This window comes from Cryobacterium frigoriphilum (assembly GCF_004403305.1).
Taxonomy (GTDB): domain Bacteria; phylum Actinomycetota; class Actinomycetes; order Actinomycetales; family Microbacteriaceae; genus Cryobacterium; species Cryobacterium frigoriphilum.
Genome location: NZ_SOHE01000060.1, coordinates 202,997 through 219,711 on the forward strand (window position 1 = coordinate 202,997; position 16,715 = coordinate 219,711).

Genomic DNA, 16,715 nt, shown 5'->3' on the forward strand with positions numbered 1-16,715 from the left:
ACGCCGAGGCAGACGCTGAGGCGGGGCCCGAGCAGGTGGCCCGTGGTGGTGGAGCGGCATCGGTGGCGCGCTTAGGCGAGTTACGCGGTAGCTGCGCCGCTGCGCGGTAGGCGCGCGTACCGCGCAGCGGCGTTAGTATCGCGCAGCTCCTGGCGGGGCCAGTACCGCGTAGCCGCGGGGGTCAGGCCGCAGCGCGCGCGACGAGGACGGTGTCGAGGGCGTAACGCGGGGCATCCGCTTCGGGCACGACCGAAGGTTCGCCCGACGCAGCGCCGGAGTTGTGCTTCATCGCAGCCTCGGGGTCGACGGCCAGGTCGCGGCGCACCGTCTCGCAGCGCAGCACGCAGGCCGGATCGAGAGCGGATGCCAGCAGTTCGGGTGTGTAGAGCAGCTCCGGGTCGCGCGGGCCGGGCGCTCCGGCCGCGATGTTTCCCCGGTCATGGCCGAGCACGAAGAGCTGGCCGCCGGGAGCGAGGCGGGCGAAGGCATCCGCCAGGGCCTGCCGCAACAGGGGTGACGGCAGGTGCAGGTAGAGCATCGTAACCAGGTCGAAGGTCTGCGTGGATGCCCACGAGAGCGCGTCGGCGACGACCCAGTCGACCTCGACTCCGGCGCTCGCGGCATGCCCGCGGGCCTGGTTGATGGCCTCGGCCGAGAAATCGACCGCGGTCACGGCGTGCCCGGCGGCCGCGAGCCAGATGGCGGTGCGGCCGTCACCGGTCGCGAGGTCGAGCGCCCGGCCAGGCTGCCAGGAGGCCGCGGACTGCTGCAGCAACAGCGGCGGCACGGCCGACCAGAGCCGCGCTTCATCTGCGGCGCCGGCCTTCAGATATCGTTCGTTCCACTCGCTCGCGTCCATGCGCCCAGTCTGGCAGCGGCTGTACTCACCGCGCGAGGGCGGCCAGTTCGGCGCGGGTCGAGGCGCCGACCTTGCGCAGCAGATTGGCGACGTGAAACTTGACCGTGTTCTCGCTGATCAGCAGTGTTTCGGCGATCGCCCGGTTGCGGGCACCGGAGGCGACGAGCGCGAGCACGCCCTGCTCCCGCGGGCTGAGCCCCCAGGCCGCCGCGGCCGTCACGGTCGCGGCCGGCGCGTCGAGCGGCAGGCCCACCGACATCTCCGAACCCCAACCGGGCGTGGCCTCCATCTGCAGGCTGCCGTTGAGTGCCTGCACGCGCGCCGCGAGCTGGCTGACGCTCGGCGTCTCGGGGGTCAGGGCGCCGGGGCCGTCATCGCGAATGTGAATGAGCAGGTTGCTGCCGTCGCAGTCCCACTGCACGCGCACCCGGGCCACGCCCGGCTGTTCGACGAGGGCCAGCACGGCCCCCCGCACGATCGCCCGCGCCGCCTGGGCAACCTCGCCGGGCAGCGCGCGGCCGTTGACGGGAGGTTCGATGAACTGCACGTCGAGGTCGCCGAAGCGCACGAGCGGCCGCAGGTCGTCGCGCAGCCGCTCGAACGCCCGGGCTACCGGCTCCTCGGTCAGCACGCGATCGCGGTCAGAGACGGCGCGCAGCTGCACCATCGCGGCAGCGGCCAGGTCGGTGGCCTGCTGGCGCGCGGCGGCGTCTCCCGTGTCGCGTGAGCGCAGAATCGCCAGCAGCGATTCCAGGGTCGTGGAGTGGGCATCCGTCAGGTCGGCGATCACCTTGGTGCGTTCGGCAGCCGCCGTGCGTGAATCAAGCGGATGCGCGGGCGCGGCTGCAGAAGTCATGGTTCGACCCTAGCCGCGCACCCCCTACCCTGACTACCCGCTGGAGCTGAAAGTTCGTGCGCAACCTACCCGTTTGGTTAGGTAAACCGTTCATTCGGCGGGCTGCGAACCCATTCGAAAAGATTGAGGATAGGGACATGGCAACGCAGAGCACCACCTCGACCCCCGGCGCGACGAGCGCTTCCGGCACGGCGTCGACCCCGTCGGTTGCCGAGTCGCTCGCGCTGATCACCGACGAGGTACGCGACGTGATCGCGACCCTCGTCGCCCGGAACGACTCGGCGCTCGACGCGGCCGCCGTGCGGCTTCGAAGTGCCGACCGGGTGTTCGTGCTCGGTGCCGGACGCTCCGGACTCGCCCTGCGCATGACCGCGATGCGGCTCATGCACCTCGGCCTCGACGTGCACGTGGTCGGTGACGTCACGACCCCGGCCATCACCGCGGGCGACGTGCTGCTCGTGGCAAGCGGCTCGGGCACGACCGGCGCCATCGTGCGGGCGGCCGACACCGCCGCATCCGTCGGCGCCGAGATCGTGGCAGTCACGACCGCGCCCCGGTCCCGGCTCGCCGAGCTGGCCGACGTGACGATCGTCGTTCCGGCCGCCCAAAAGACCGACCACGACGGAAACATCAGCGCTCAGTACTCCGGCGCGCTCTTCGAGCAGGTCGTGACGTTGCTCGGCGACGCCCTGTTCCACAGCCTCTGGCAGCAATCCGGTGCCAGCGCCGACGAGCTGTGGCCGCGCCACGCCAACCTCGAGTAGGCCCCCAGCTTCTACCGCATTTTTCGAACCTCGCACCACCAACAGAAAGAAGATCCCCATGAAGCTTCAGGTTGCAATGGACGTTCTCACCACGGACGCCGCCCTCACCCTCGCCGCCCAGGTCGCCCCCTACGTCGACATCATCGAGCTCGGCACCCCGCTGATCAAGGCCGAGGGCCTGCGCGCCGTCACCGCGATCAAGGCCGCCCACCCCGACAAGATCGTCTTCGCCGACCTCAAGACGATGGATGCCGGCGAGCTCGAAGCCGACATCGCCTTCGCCGCCGGCGCTGACCTCGTCACCGTGCTCGGCACGGCCGGCGACAGCACGATCGTCGGGGCCGTTGCCGCGGCCACCAAGCACGGCAAGGGCATCGTCGTCGACCTCATCGGCGTCGCCGACAAGGTCCCCCGTGCTCGTGAGGTCACCGCCCTCGGCGCCCAGTTCGTGGAGATGCACGCCGGTCTCGACGAGCAGGCCGAAGCCGGCTTCTCGCTCGAAGGCCTGCTGAACCAGGGCGAGACCTCGAAGGTCCCGTTCTCCCTCGCCGGTGGCGTGAGCCTGGCGACCATTGCCTCGGTGCAGCGCGCCGGAGCATCCGTCGCCGTCGCCGGTGGCGCCATCTACGGCGCCGAGGACCCGGCTGCTGCTGCTGCCGCCCTGCGCGCCGCCATCATCTAGTCTGATCGCGTGATCGAGTGCCGCCCCGCTTCAGCGGGGCGGCACTCGTGCGTTCGAGGGGCTACTCGCGAGCGACCCTGGCGTAGGAGCGCAGCGCGAGCGCGGTCAGGGCGAGAACACCGCCGAGAATCGCGAGGATGCCGAAACCGAGGCTGCGCCCCAGATCGATGCCGGTCGTCGGCAGCGCTCGCAGAGCGGATGCCGCCGCCGCGGTCGCCGGCGCATCGACCGTCGGCAGGGCGGTCACGATGGACACGGTCGGCGTCACCGTGGGTGTCACGGTGGGCGTTGCAACCGGTGTCACCGCGGGCGTAACCGTCGGAGCGCCCGAGGGGTCTGCGGTCGGCGTCGGGTCGACGACGGGCTGCGGCGTCGTTGTCGGTGGCGTTGCGGGCGGCGTCGTGACCGGGGTCGTGACCGGCGGTACGACCACGATGACGGCCGCGGGCACGATGCGGAAGGCGATCGAACCGTAGACCGGCGTCGACCCGGGCAGGGCCGCGGCGGCTCGCTGATTCTGGGTGGCGCCGGGTACCGAGAACACCGTAGAGGCCGTGAAATCGCCGAGCTGCGTCGGGGTGCCGATCAGATGAATCACGATCGACCGATCGGTCGGATTCTGTTCTGCCGTGTAGTCCAGCCCGGCGGGCAGCTCCGCGACGACGACGTCGATCGGGTCCAGAAAGAACCCGTCGGCAGAGAGCATCGGGTCGACCGCAAAGGTGAGAACCTGATCCACGAGTGCTCCGAGCTCGAGGGTGACGGGGTCGAAGGCGAGGCAATCACCCGTGGCGGGGTGCACCTCGCCGAACCGGGCCGGCAGGTTCGGCAGCAGCGACATCACCAGCGACTGAGCGGCCGCGAAGCCACAGGAGTTGTAGTCGGCGTACACGAGGTCGACGGTGAAGTGTGTGACGCCCGTCGCTGTGGCCTGCGGTACGTCGGTGCCCGGCACGGCGGTCCACCCCGTGAAGGCGCCGTCGGTCGTGACCGCGTAGCCGAGCACTGGGTCGGTGGCGGCGGCGTCGCCGTAGCCGCCGTCGTCGGACATGAGCGTCGTGCCGTTGACCGTGTATCGAGTGGCATCGTCGGATCCCAGTTCGCCGCGGAAGTCGACGGTGAGGCCCGGGCCGACGACGGCGGCCGGCGCGAGTGCCGGCTCGCCGTCGACGACCAGGGGCTCGACCGGCGCCGCGGTCACGGCGCCGCCGGTGACGGCATACGCCCAGCGCGCCGAATTTCCCTGCATCGTCAGCGTCAGGGTGACGGCGTAGTCAAAGCCGGCCCAGGCCGGGCTTCCCGTCAGCACCCACTCGGCGGTTTCGCCGTCGATCACGGTGCTCGTGCTGCTGTTGGCGACGAAATCCCAGATTTGTCCGGTGCCCGGTTCGGTGACCCGCAGCTGCCCGAACCTGTCGAAGGCGTCCGAGGTCCACCCAATCAGGTCGCCGACGTTGTCATGGGCCGCGGCGTCGCCGATGATGCCGGTCACGTCGTCAACGAACTGCCAATTGACGGATGCCGTGGCCACGTCGTGTCTGGCGGCCATCGCCGGCGAGGCGGCCAGCGAGCCGAGCATTGCCGTCAGGCAGAGGATGCTCGCGGAGCGCACGATCGCGCGTGCCGGGCGGTGGGGAACGTGTGCTGCTCTCACGACGGAACCGTTTCTTCGAGGGGACGGTTCGCAAAAGAGCAACCAGGCACGGGTGTGCTGGGTGCTGCGCTCGCCGGAACCGGAGCCGAAAATTGTCCCCCTTTATGAGGACTAGTCGGATGCTAGGGGCACGCCGGGCCGACCCGACACCCCCAGACCGGGCGCGAAAAAGCCCCCACCGATCCGGCTGCGCGAGCAGGCAGATCGGTGGGGGCTGCGGGGCGGGGCTAGCCGAGCAGAAGCTTGGCGAGCTGGTCGGTGGAGTGCACGACGGCGGTGGCCTCGCCAGCTTCGGCGGGGGAGCCGTAGCCCCACTCGACGAGAATCGCCGGGATGCCGTTCGCCGCGGCGCCCTCGGCGTCGTAGATGCGGTCGCCGACCAGCACCGGGGCACTCATGTTCGCTCCAGTGGCGTCGAGGCGGCTGAGCGCTTCGGCGACGATGTCGGCCTTGGCACTGCGCACCTCGTCTTCCGAGGCCCCCACGACGACCGTGAAGTACTGGGTGAGTTCGAAGTGGGTCAGAATTTCGATGGCGCTGAGTTCGGGCTTGCTCGTGGCCAGCGCAATCGGGATTCCGGCGGCGTGGATGCGTTCGAGCAGGCCGGCGATGCCGGGAAAGACGGCCGTGTCGAGCGAGGCGGCGCCCTGATACTCGGTGCGGTAGACGGCGCGGGCCGCGGTGGCCTCGGCGAGGGTCATGCCGGCATATTCCTGAAAGGCCGCGATCATGGGTGGGCCGACGTAGGCGAGCAGTTCGACTTCGGAGGGAACAGGGCGGCCAAGCAGAGCGAAGGTGCGGGCCAGTGAGCTGGTGATGGCCGGGGCGGAATCGGTGATGGTTCCGTCGAGGTCAAAGAGGATGGCGCTCCAGGTGCGCGTCAGGGTGGGATTCACTCGCCTATCCTAGGTGAACTCGCGGGGAACTCGCGGGGAACTCGCGAAGAACCGTGCAAGCCCCCGTCGAGGGGCGGGCGACCCCCAATTCCGGAGGCATCGGGTCCAGCGCCAGAACCCCCGGTCAGCGCACCTCGATTGCGGCGCCCGAGGCGGCGCTCACCTCGTTCTCGGCGTTGATGCTCAGCGACACGGTCGCGCCCGCAAAGCGCAGGCCAGCGACGGTGAGCGGGGCGAGGCCCTCGGCGGCGGGGGAGACTCCGAGAACGCCGCCCGGGGCATCCGCCGCCAGGCCCAGAACGCTCGCCAGCACGGCCACCGCCGACGCCGCCGACCAGGCCTGCGGGCGGCAGGCCGCTGGGTAGGGGATGGGGTGTGGCAGGGTCGCGGCACTGTCACCGGAGTGCAGCTCCGGCATGCGGTAATCGAAGCCGGCCGCCGCCGCAAGTAGGCCGCTGATCAGGGTATTCGCCTCGCTTGTGAAGCCGTCGCTGGCGAGCCCGGTGATGGCGATCGCGGTGTCGTGGGTCCAGACGCTGCCGCCGTGGTAGCTGAGCGGCCAGTATCCGGTCGCCTCGGTGCTGAGGGTGCGCAGGCCGAAACCGCTGCTCATCTCGGGGGAGACGAGCCGGCGGGCGACCAGCGTGCGCTGCTCGGCGGTCAGCAAGCCCGTGCCGAGCAGGTGCCCGAGGTTGCTCGTGACCGTGTCGACCGGGCGTTTGGCCGCGTCGAGGGCGATCGCGGGGTACGCACCCTGCGGGGAGTCGACCCAGAAGGCCTCGGTGAACCGTTTCTGCAGAGCGGATGCCCAGACTCGCCACTCATCGCCGCCGGGCGCGGCGCCGTCGATTCGGGCGAAGTGGTCGAGCAGGTCGGCGCCGTTCATGGCGGCCTCGAAGGCGTAGGCCTGCACCTCGCAGAGCGCGATCGGGCCCTCGGCGAGCGAACCGTCCTGCCACTGCACCGAATCGCCGGAGTCCTTCCAGCCCTGGTTCGAGAGGCCGTGACCGGTCTCGTCGGCGCAGTTCAGCGGCCGGTCTTCGAGCAGGCCGTCGCCGTCGGCGTCACCGAAGTCGCGCATCCAGCTGAGGGCGGCTTTCAGGTTCGGCAGCAGGGCGCGCACCTCGGTCTCGGGCAGGCCCCATTTCCAGGCGTCGTGCAGCAGGCAGACCCAGAGCGGGGTCGCGTCGACGGTGCCGTAATAGAGGGGTGGCAGGATGAGGCCCGCACCGTGGATTTCGAGGGTGTCGCGGCGCAGCTCGTGCATGATCTTGCCGGGCTGTTCGGCCGTGTCCGGCACGGTCGCCGTGCCCTGCAGGGCGGCGAGTACGCGCAGGGTGCCGCCGGCCAGTTCGGTGCCGAGGGGCAGCATCATGCGCGCCGCCCAGATCGAGTCCCGGCCGAACAGCGTGAAGAACCACGGCGCTCCGGCGGCGAGAAAGACCTCGTCGGGGTGCGCGGTCGTGGTCAGGCGCAGCGCATCAAGGTCGGAGAGCGCGGTGCTGAGCCAGCGGTTGAGGCGGTCATCGGCGGTTTTCACGGCGGGCACGCTCCAGCTCGGGGCGCCCTCGACGCCGCGCACGACCGCGCGGGTGTCGGCGGCCTCGATCTGCCAGCCCACGCGTACCTCGCCGCGGGCCGGTACGGTGACCGCCCAGCTCAGGCGCAGCTCGCCGCCGGGCAGCTGGGTGAGGGTGCCCGATTCGATCGCGAGATTCACGGTCAGCGAGTCGCTGGCCCAGCTCGCCGCCCGGTCGCCGTTCAGCGTGACGGCGGGCATCGGAAGCGCCGGCAGGCCGCTCCTGATGTGGTCCATGGTGCTGAGGTCGGCGGCAAGGGTGACCGTGACAACGGTCTCGATCGGCTCGCGCAGGTTGCTCGAGACGACGATCGTGTCCGTCACCCCCGTGATCGTGGCCGTGCGGGTGTGCAGGGTGCGCACCCGCGGGTCGGGCCTGGCGTCGTCGAGGTGGCGTTGCAGGCTCACGAAGGTGATCGAGTCGGCGCCGTGCGGCACGGTCGCGATCAGTTCGCCGGCCTCGGCCCCGACCTGCACCGCGACGGATGCGACCAGTCGCGTATCAGAGAAGAAGCAGCCGTGAATCGGCGAGGTCCCCATCGAGCCGTCGGCGGCCGACCAGGCCTGGGTCGGCGCCCGCAGCACGAGGGTCTCGGCGTGGATCAGCGGCTGGCGTGGGGCGGTGGGGGCTTCGGCGCTTGTTGCTGCGGTCATGGGTCGGCCCCGACTCCTCGTTGGTCGGTGACGGAACCGACGGCTGTGACGATCCCGGTCGCCGCGATGCTCTTCCTCTTCCAGAAGCGCATCATGAACACTACCGTGGCGGCGAAAAGAGTAGCCGGTGTCCCGACCTCCGACCTCCGACCTCCCGACCTCCCGGGCCGCGGCAACCGCTGCCCGCGACACCTGCTCCCCGAGTCCTGAGCAGCGAAAAGCACATTTAACACGTGCCGTGACGTGCTGCGCCTTGCCTTGCCTTGACTTGCTGTGCTGTGACGTGCTGTGCTGTGCTGTGCTGCGAGCGGATTCCGCGGCTCCCGCGCGCGCGGCTCCCGGCCCTGAAGTGCTGCGCCCGAAAGCTGCTTCTGCGCCGGAAACGCGCGGCAGGCTTGGCCCATGCGCCCACAAGCTGCACGTGCGCCCGCGATGACGGGCGCACGTGCAGTTTCTGGGCGCACGACCGTGGTGGCCTGCAGAAAAGCGGTGCATGTGCAGCTGTGGGCGCTCAACCGGGTGCAGCACCCAGGCGCAACTGCAGGTTGTGGGCGCATCAGCGCAGAGGCTCGCGGGTCGAGGGCGTGCCTCCAGCCTCCGGGCGACGAGCGAGCCTCTGCGAGCCGCTGCGACCGGCCTGCCGCCGAGGGCAGCATCACAGCCAGTCGCGACGGATGATGCGTGTCGCCCGGACGGGAACGAGTCCGGCCTGTGTCAGCAGTCGAAGCAACCGGGTCGGATCGACGAGGTCGTCCCAGGTCGCCCGGACGACCAGATACCCGAGCGCGCGCAGCCGGTCCTCGCGCAGCTTCTCGATGACCACGATCTGATCGGACGAGAGCCCGCCGCGGAATCGCGCGTCCAGGTACTTAATCTTGCCGTCGAATTCGAGGATCACCTTCGCGAGCTGCCACGTGAAATCGGCGAACCCGATCAAGCCGTCGGCATCGCGGAGTCCTGCCTGTAGCTCCGGTTCGGCAAAGCCCAGCTCGGCGATAATGATGCGGCACAGGGATTCCCCGACCGATTCGGATAACGGCGTGCTCGCGTCGAGCACGGCCAGAACGCGCTTCAGGCCGCGGAACGGCGACATCCGCTCGATCAGTTCGCGCACGTCCTCGTTGGTGGTGAGAAACTGCCGGGTGCGTCGATCTGCGTGCAGGGCGGCATCCGTTGCGATGACAGCGACGTCGAAGGGAGCGCTCGCCGCAAGATCGATGACCGTGCGCGCCGGGGACGTCATGGTCAGGGTGCCGATCGTGGTGACGGGCACGTCCCGGAGCCCGATGGTGTGGCAGTTGAGCACGGTCGTCGATCGGCCGCCGGTCGCGCATTCTTTGAGCACATGTGCTCGGTCCGGCCAGCGGCCGAGCACCGGCAGCCCGATCAGGGCCGCCGCAGTCTGGTGTGAAAAGACCAGCCCCGGTCCGGCCAGCCGTTCGGCGATCGTGGCCAGCAGACGGTGGCGATCGGCGTTGCCGAGGGGAGCCCAGAGTTCGCGGTCGAGATAGACACCCTGCTTGAGACGCACCAAGGTGCCACGCTTCACGGCCCGGCTCAGGCGAGTGTCATCGCGCCCGATAGCGACGGAGTCGCAGGTGAGAATCAGGGACTGACGGGCGAGCTCAAGAGGGTCCATGGCGGACAGAGTGGCAGAGGATGCAGATTCCTGCCCGGCATGCGGATCATCTGTGCACAACTCGTGCGTGGTGGGGCCTGTGGGGGGTGCCCCTATGTGTTTCGTCAAGTCGTGAGTGGTGTTCTGATTTCGGAGAGGGTGCCGTCACGGAGCATGGCGTAGAGCACGTCGCAGCGTCGGCGGGCCAAGGCGATGAGGGCTTGGTTGTGACGTTTGCCTTGGGCGATTTTGCGGTCGTAGTAGTTGCGTGAGACGGGGTCGCTGAGAGCTGCGAAAGCGGAGAGGAACAGGGTTCGTTTGAGGACCTTGTTGCCGCGCCTCGAGGGGTGCTCGCCACGGATCGATGATCCGGAACGCCGGGTCACCGGTGCCAGGCCGGCGTAGGAGGCGAGGTGGCCGGCGGTCGCGAAGTCCTTGCCGCTGATCTCGGTGATGACGCGGGCGGCGGTCCTGACGCCGACGCCGGGCATGCTCCTGATGATCGGTTCCAGCGGGTTGGCCGCGACGAGTTCAGCGACCTCGACGGCGATCTCGGCGCGTTGGCGACGGAGAGTCCCCAGCTGTTCGGCGAGGCGCGGCAGCACCGCTCGGGTCGCGTGGGTGCCGCCGACGACGACGGTCTGCTCGGACAGGGCTTGGAAGATTTCCTCGGCTAGGCGTCGGCCCATTCGTGGGGCGAGCTTGACGAGGCGGTTACCGAGCCGGGCTTTGCCGAGGGCTTTCAGCGCGGTCGGGGTCGGGTATTTCTGAAGGAGGTCCAGGACGGCGGGGTGGTCGAGGTGCGGGCCCAGAACCCGCTCCAACGCTGGGTGGATCTGCATCAGCAAGCCCCGGATCCGGTTGCTGGTCGCGGTCATCTGCCCGACGATGTCATCGTCGAAACCACAGAGCATCGACAGCTCCGCGACCTGCTCGTCTTCGAGCCGGATCGGCCGCAACGCGTGCGGGAGGGTGCGGGCGGCTTCGGCGATGATCGCCGCGTCGCGGGCATCCGTCTTCGCTTCGCCGGCGTGTAGGTCGGCGATGCGCCGCATCGCGAGGCCGGGCAGGTAGCCCACGAGGATGCCTTCGGCATACGCGACGGCGACGGGCAGTGCGCCGACGGTTTCGGGCTGGTCGACGACCAGGAGCACGGTGCCGCGGGCCTTGAGCTTCTGGATCACGGCCCGCAATTTGGCCTCATCATTGGGGAGCGCTTTGTCGTAAAGCCGTTTCCCGGAACGGTCGAGCGCGACCGCGTGATGTTCGCTTTTTCCAACGTCAACACCTATGAACACGTCAACGCTGTCGTAATTCTCAATCATGAGTTTCCCGTCAGCCATGCGGATCGGTTGGCCTGTCCACGGCATCAAGTCTCGGCATCCACGTTACGTTCGGCCAGGAAACCAGTTCCAGTCGAGCCCCTATTAGCGATCACCCAATACCAGTCAGGCCCGGTGACAACACCCCCCGGATCATTAACGACTGGGGGCAACAACCATGCCGGGCCTAACAGGCCAACACCCTTCAGAAGCAAAGCTCCAAGGGCTACTTACAAGGTAACGGGGGGGATCGTTCAGGGGCGACGGGCGCCCCCGGGCTCGTGCACCCGGATCCTGCACTGCGTGGGTCTCGTGCGCCCGATAACTGCTCGTGCGCCCGCGATTACAGGCGCAGGTGCAGGTCTTGGGCGCCTGACAGTGACGGCCTGCGGGTTATCGGCGCACGTGCAGCTTCCGGGCGCTCGAGTGCCTGCGCCTTCGCGGCGCACGTGCAGCTTCCGCCGGCACGGCACCTTCTGGCCGCATCGCCCCACATGCCCGGCCTGATCCGCAGTGCCGAAGTGGCGCATCCGTAGCGCCCTGGCCGGTGCGGAGGCCGTGAGCCGAGCTAGAAGAGACGGGTCGCGGTGTCGTCGACCCCGCGCATGGCATCGTAGTCGAGCAGCAGGCAGCGGATGCCGCGATCCTCGGCCAGCTTGCGGGCCTGCGGTTTGATGGTCTGCGCGGCGAAGACACCCCTGACCGGGGCGATGTGCGGGTCGCGGTTCATGAGCTCGAGGTAGCGGGTGAGCTGCTCGACACCATCGATGTCGCCGTTGCGCTTGAGCTCGATGGCCACGCTGGCACCGTTTTCATCCTGGGCGAGAATGTCGACCGGCCCGATCGCGGTCATGTATTCGCGTTTCACGAAGCTGAAGCCGTCGCCCAGCAGGTGGATCTGTTCGGCCAGCAGCTTCTGCAGGTGCGACTCGGCTCCGTCCTTGATCAGCCCGGGGTCGATGCCGAGCTCGTGCGCGGAGTCGTGGAAGACCTCGAAGATGCTCACCACGAGTTGATCGAGGGTTTTCAGGTGGGTGACGGTCCAGAGGGCGGTGATGCCGGCATCCGTCTGCTCGCTGTCGGGCTCGCTGAGCGAGATGCTGCAGGGCGGGCTCATCCAGTTGAGCGGCTTGTAGGAGCCGCCATCGGAGTGCACGAGCAGGCTGCCATCGGCCTTGATCATCAGCAGGCGGGTGGCCAGCGGCAGGTGCGCGCTGAGGCGTCCGGCGTAGTCAACGGAACATTCGGCTATTACAAGGCGCACTCGAGCAGCCTAATCGTTCAGCAGCCTGAGGTCGCTCATTCGCTTCTCATCTCGGCCAAGGTCACGACCGTGGCGGGTGTTCCCGGCAGTGTGATGTCGATGAGGTCGTCAGGGCAGGTCGCCTGCTCGATGGAGGCGCTCCGCGGTTGTGAGGGGGTGCCCAGCTGGCGCACGCAGAGATAGACAATTTCGGCGTCCTCCCCGGTCCAGTCCGAGGTCACTCCCCGGGCAGAAACCAACACATCCGCATACAGCTGATCGTTGTCGGCCCCCGTGGCGTACAGTGCTACCCCGGTTCGGTTGAAATCGCTGCGCAGAACATCGTCACGCGTTTCGGCCGTGAGCAGGGCCGTACCGAACCCTGTCTCGCCCGCTCGAATCGCCGCCAGTGCCGAGTCCCGGTCGACGAAATCGGCGAGCACCGCCTCGAAATATGATTCAGCGTAGGGCAGCATCGTGCGGGCCTCGGTGACCGCGAGCGAGCGCGTGCTGGAGGCGAACTGAACGCATCCGGTCAGCGCGAGCGTGACCGTGACGGCGACGGCGACGGCCGCGAAGCGTGTCGCCGGCTCGGGCACAGTCACCACGGCTTCTCGGAGGTGTTGGGAATCACCACAACGCCGACACCGATGATGGTGTGGCAGTCGAAGCCGCCGGCGCCATCGAGGCGCTCGAGCTGCCAGTACGCCCGCCCGAAGCGGTCGCAGATGAGGCCGCCCACGTCGCCATCGACGGTCGTATAGCGGATGTTGCCCTCGGCATCCGTTTCGACCGGCCCCATCGCGCCCTCGGCGGGCCCGGTGTCGACGATCGGGTCGGGTGTCGGCTCAAGTGTCGGCTCTGGTGTCGGCTCTGGTGTCGGCGTGGGCTCGACGGTCGCGCTGGGCGACGACACCGCCGGTTCGTCGGCGAAGGTACAGCCAGTGAGGAGTATCCCGGCGATGATCGCCAGACCACCGAGCTTCAACAGTCCGAACGGCATTGGGCGGAGAACAGAGTGGAGCATCGGGACTTTCGTGGCATTGTTCGTGCGCAGACAGTGACTCCATGCTGGCCCTGCACGGCGTGTGACGCCAATCGGCTCTTCGGAGGCCGTCGCCCGCCGTCCCGGGCGTCGCGGCACTCGTTGCGCATGCAGGCACGTGTTGGAAGGAGTGCCGTCTTGCCGGATGAGTGCCGCGGCGGGGCGTGACCGCGCGGAGGAGTGCCGCGAGGGGGTGGAGGCCGGTTACGGCGTCTGCTGCGGCTGCGGCGCCTCGACGGGTTTGCGCGCGGCCGGCGCCGCGAAGCCGGCGAGCACCATGAGAGCCAGGATCACGAGCAGGGCGTTCAGGATGCCCCAGGCCTCGCCGAGCAGGCCGAGCACCGGCGGCCCCACGAGAAAGGCGAAGTATCCGATCATGGCGACCGCGCTGACCCGAGCTGCGGCGTGTGTGGTGTCGTCGGCGGCGGCCGACATGCCCACCGGAAATCCGAGCGATGCGCCGAGGCCCCACAGCACGGTGCCCACAAAGACCAGCCAGACGGTCGGCGCCAGAATGAAGAGCAACAGGCCCACGATGCCGGTCACGGCGCAGGCGCGCAGCACGGGCACCCGGCCGAAGCGGTCGAGCAGTGGCCCGCCGAGCACCCGGCCCACGGTCATCGCGGCAACGAAGACCCCGAAGACGATCGCGGCCAGGGTGTTGCTGAGGCCGTGGCCGTCGACCGCGGCGAGGGCCAGCCAGTCGTTGGCTGAGCCCTCGGCGAAGGTCATGCCGAGCACGATCACCCCGATCAGCAGCAGTTTCATGTCGCGCCAGACGCTGAGGTTCTCGCGCAGGCGATCGCGCCAGCCGGTGACCGGCTTGGCCACCGCGATCGCGCCGGTGTGGGCGGGGCCCTCGTCGCCGAGCTCGGCAATCACCGGAATGAAGCGCACCGCCACGAGCACGGTGCCGAAGACGAGTACCGCCATGATCACGAGGTGAGCGAGCACCGAGAGTTCGACGAAGGATGCCCCGGCACCGAGCAGCGCACCGACCACCGTTCCGAGACTGAAGCAGGCGTGCATGAGCGGCATCAGGGTCTTGCCGATCGCGCGTTCCGCGGCGGCGCCCTCGACGTTCATGATCACGTCGACGGATCCGGTGCCGAGGCCGAACAGTGCGAGACCCACGATCACGACAGCGGCGGCCGGCAGCACGCCCGTGCCGATCCCCACCACGACGAGGCCGAGGGCCGCCGCCCCGATGCCGAGCACCATGGCGCGCCGGGCGCCGAAGCGGGCGAGCATCGGCGTAGCGATCACGAGGCCGAGCACCGAACCGCCCGAGAGCCCGAAGATGACGATGCCCACGTCGGCGGTCGACAGGTCGAGGCTGTCGCGCACCGCGGGAACCCGCGACACCCAACTCGCCAGTCCGAGGCCGCTCAGAAAGAAGATCGCAAAGACGGCGTTGCGCCAGGCTCGAAGGGTTGCGGCAGACATCACTTAAGCGTACGCCCGCCCCACCCCGCGAGTGCGGGTGAATCGTCGGTTAGCTGCGCTCAAACCGACGATTCACCCGCTCTCGCGAGAGGCGACGGATGCGGCCGGTCGCGTTCGTAGGTTAGGCTAGCCTTAGTAGCACATCCCGTCACTCGTTCTGGAGATCGTTTATGCGCCCCTCACGCCGTTTTCTCGCCCTTGCCGCCGGAATCACGGTGCTCGCTCTCACCGGATGCAGCGCCCCCGCCGACACCGACGACGCCGGCACCGCGGCGACCGAAGAAGACGGTGCCTTCACCCTCTACTCCGGCCGTGACGAGGTGCTCGTGCAGCCCCTCATCGACCTGTTCGAAGAACAGAGCGGCATCGAAGTCGAGGTGCGCTACGGCAACACCGCCGAACTCGGCGCGCTGCTGCTCGAAGAGGGCGCGCAGAGCCCCGCGCAGGTATTTCTCGCCCAGGACGCCGGCGCCCTCGGCGCCCTGAGCAACGCCGACCTCTTCGCCACCCTGCCCGCCGCGACCACCGACAAGGTGCCCGCGGGCTTCACCTCGACCGACGACACCTGGGTCGGTGTCACGGGTCGTGCCCGCGTGATCGCCTACGACGGCCAGACCATGACGGCCGACGAGGTGCCGGCATCCGTCGACGCCTTCACCGAGCCCGAGTGGGCCGGACGCCTCGGCATCGCCCCCACCAACGCGAGCTTCCAGTCGTTCGTCACCGCCTATCGGGTGCTGAACGGCGAGGAGGCGGCCGACGAGTGGGTCGCCGCGATTGCCGCCAACGGGCCGCAGATCTTCGACAACAACCGCGCCATCCTCTCGGCGGTCGATGAGGGCGTCGTCGACGCGGGACTCATCAACCACTACTACTGGTTCGCCCAGGCCGCCGAAACCGGCGCCGAAAACATGCGAGCCCAGCTCAGCTATCCGGAGGCCGGCGATGCCGGATCGATCGTCAACGTGACCGGCGCCGGTCTGCTGCAGAGCGGGGCGACGGATGCCGACGCTCTCGCCTTCATCGACTTCCTGGTCTCGGCCGAGGCCCAGCAGTATTTTGTCGACGAAACCTACGAGTACCCGCTCATCGAGGGCGTCGACGCGCCGGAGGGCCTGCCGGCCATCGACTCGCTCGTGAACCCCGAGCTCGACCTGGCCGACCTCGAGTCGCTCGAGATCACCCAGACCCTGCTCGGCAAGCACGGCCTGATCTAGAGGCCTCCGACAACGACACCGGCAGCCGTGGGCGCAACCCGCACCGAGCGCGCTCCCCGCGAGGGAGCGCGCGGGGCGGGTGTGCCCGGGCGCGCCGACTCCCGGCTGCCGGCTCCGCTCTGGCTGCTCGTGCTCGCCGCGATCTGCGCGGCCGCGGCGGCCATTCCGCTGGCCTATCTGGTCGTCCGCACGACCGAGGCGGGGCTGGGCGAACTGCTCGATACGCTGGTGCGCCCCCGGGTGCTGCAGCTCACCCTCAACTCGGTGCTGCTGGCGGCCGCGGTCACCGCAAGCTGCCTCATTCTCGGCACCCTGAGCGCCCTGCTGCTGACGCGGCTGAGGCTGCCCGCCGCACGCGGCCTGCTCATCATCGCGGCGCTGCCGCTTGCGGTGCCGAGCTACCTCGCCGCCTACGGCTGGCTGGTCTGGTTTCCCACCCTCAACGGGTTCGGTGCGGCCTGGTTCGTGATGACCGCCGTCTGCACCCCCTACGTGACGCTTCCGGTCGCGGCGGCGCTGCGCGGGGCATCCGGCGACCTGGAAATGGTCGCCCGCACCCTCGGGCGCGGCCCGATCAGGGCGTTCTGGGCGGCGACCTGGCCGCAGATCCGACCGGCCGCAATTGCCGGTGCTCTGCTCGTGACGCTGTATTCGCTCAGCGACTTCGGGCTCGTCTCGATGCTGCGCTTTCAGACCCTGACCTGGGGAATCAACGCGGCCTATGGCGCCAGTTTCGACCGCAACCAGGCCGCGCTGCTCGCCCTCGTGCTCGTCGTGCTCGCGCTCGTCGTCGTGGCCGGGGAGCGCCGCAGCCGCGGGCAGGTCGACCGCGCCGGCGGCCGCAGCACCACCCCGGCGCGGCGTGCGGGGCGCTGGCTCG

The 16,715-nt window shown here is 69.1% G+C and carries 14 protein-coding genes and 1 pseudogene; 4 read left to right on the top strand and 11 right to left on the bottom strand.

Annotated elements, in window-relative coordinates; translation table 11 throughout:
* Positions 1 to 181: 181 nt before the first annotated feature.
* Both E3T55_RS15105 and E3T55_RS15110 read right to left on the bottom strand, forming a co-directional pair.
* A complete protein-coding gene (locus E3T55_RS15105) occupies positions 182 to 859 on the bottom strand; it encodes a class I SAM-dependent methyltransferase (protein WP_134520374.1) in 678 nt (225 codons plus the stop codon).
* A gap of 25 nt (positions 860 to 884) precedes the next feature.
* Positions 885 to 1,715 carry a LuxR C-terminal-related transcriptional regulator gene (locus E3T55_RS15110; RefSeq protein ID WP_134520375.1) on the bottom strand — a complete coding sequence of 277 codons (831 nt, stop codon included), beginning with the start codon at positions 1,713 to 1,715 and terminating at the stop codon, positions 885 to 887.
* 137 nt (positions 1,716 to 1,852) lie between these two features.
* Here E3T55_RS15110 and hxlB point away from each other — a divergent pair, with 137 nt between their 5' ends.
* Both hxlB and hxlA read left to right on the top strand, forming a co-directional pair.
* Complete coding sequence (gene hxlB / locus E3T55_RS15115) at positions 1,853 to 2,479, top strand: 6-phospho-3-hexuloisomerase (protein WP_134520376.1); 627 nt, start codon at positions 1,853 to 1,855, stop codon at positions 2,477 to 2,479.
* A 58-nt stretch (positions 2,480 to 2,537) separates the two neighbouring features.
* Positions 2,538 to 3,161, top strand: coding sequence for a 3-hexulose-6-phosphate synthase (hxlA, locus tag E3T55_RS15120; protein WP_134520377.1), 624 nt, complete (start codon positions 2,538 to 2,540; stop codon positions 3,159 to 3,161).
* Positions 3,162 to 3,222: 61 nt separating this feature from the next.
* On the opposite strand, the gene E3T55_RS15125 is transcribed toward hxlA, so the two are convergent.
* From E3T55_RS15125 to E3T55_RS15165, 9 genes and pseudogenes are all read right to left on the bottom strand, one after another.
* Positions 3,223 to 4,815 (bottom strand): hypothetical protein, encoded by a 1,593-nt coding sequence (locus tag E3T55_RS15125; RefSeq protein ID WP_134520378.1) that lies wholly within the window; start codon positions 4,813 to 4,815, stop codon positions 3,223 to 3,225.
* 227 nt (positions 4,816 to 5,042) lie between these two features.
* Entirely contained in the window at positions 5,043 to 5,711 is a 669-nt protein-coding gene (locus tag E3T55_RS15130; protein WP_241993085.1) for an HAD hydrolase-like protein, read from the bottom strand.
* 124 nt (positions 5,712 to 5,835) lie between these two features.
* On the bottom strand, positions 5,836 to 7,944 hold the full coding sequence (locus E3T55_RS15135; protein WP_134520379.1) for an amylo-alpha-1,6-glucosidase: 2,109 nt from the start codon (positions 7,942 to 7,944) through the stop codon (positions 5,836 to 5,838).
* Between the two features lie 655 nt (positions 7,945 to 8,599).
* Positions 8,600 to 9,583: a type IV toxin-antitoxin system AbiEi family antitoxin domain-containing protein gene (locus tag E3T55_RS15140; protein ID WP_134520380.1), complete on the bottom strand. Its 984-nt coding sequence runs from the start codon at positions 9,581 to 9,583 to the stop codon at positions 8,600 to 8,602.
* Positions 9,584 to 9,687: 104 nt separating this feature from the next.
* A pseudogene (locus tag E3T55_RS15145) lies at positions 9,688 to 10,945 on the bottom strand (IS110 family RNA-guided transposase).
* Positions 10,946 to 11,452: 507 nt separating this feature from the next.
* Entirely contained in the window at positions 11,453 to 12,148 is a 696-nt protein-coding gene (gene nucS, locus E3T55_RS15150; protein WP_134520382.1) for an endonuclease NucS, read from the bottom strand.
* Between the two features lie 35 nt (positions 12,149 to 12,183).
* Positions 12,184 to 12,732: a hypothetical protein gene (locus E3T55_RS15155; RefSeq protein ID WP_134520383.1), complete on the bottom strand. Its 549-nt coding sequence runs from the start codon at positions 12,730 to 12,732 to the stop codon at positions 12,184 to 12,186.
* Positions 12,729 to 13,130 (bottom strand): IgG-binding virulence factor TspB family protein, encoded by a 402-nt coding sequence (locus tag E3T55_RS15160; RefSeq protein WP_134520384.1) that lies wholly within the window; start codon positions 13,128 to 13,130, stop codon positions 12,729 to 12,731. The genes E3T55_RS15155 and E3T55_RS15160 overlap by 4 nt, the downstream gene beginning before the upstream one ends.
* A gap of 246 nt (positions 13,131 to 13,376) precedes the next feature.
* Entirely contained in the window at positions 13,377 to 14,618 is a 1,242-nt protein-coding gene (locus E3T55_RS15165; RefSeq protein WP_134520385.1) for an MFS transporter, read from the bottom strand.
* 170 nt (positions 14,619 to 14,788) lie between these two features.
* Here E3T55_RS15165 and E3T55_RS15170 point away from each other — a divergent pair, with 170 nt between their 5' ends.
* A complete protein-coding gene (locus tag E3T55_RS15170) occupies positions 14,789 to 15,835 on the top strand; it encodes an iron ABC transporter substrate-binding protein (RefSeq protein ID WP_134520386.1) in 1,047 nt (348 codons plus the stop codon).
* 27 nt (positions 15,836 to 15,862) lie between these two features.
* A partial coding sequence (locus tag E3T55_RS15175) for an ABC transporter permease (RefSeq protein WP_134520387.1) occupies positions 15,863 to 16,715 on the top strand: 853 nt, incomplete at its 3' end.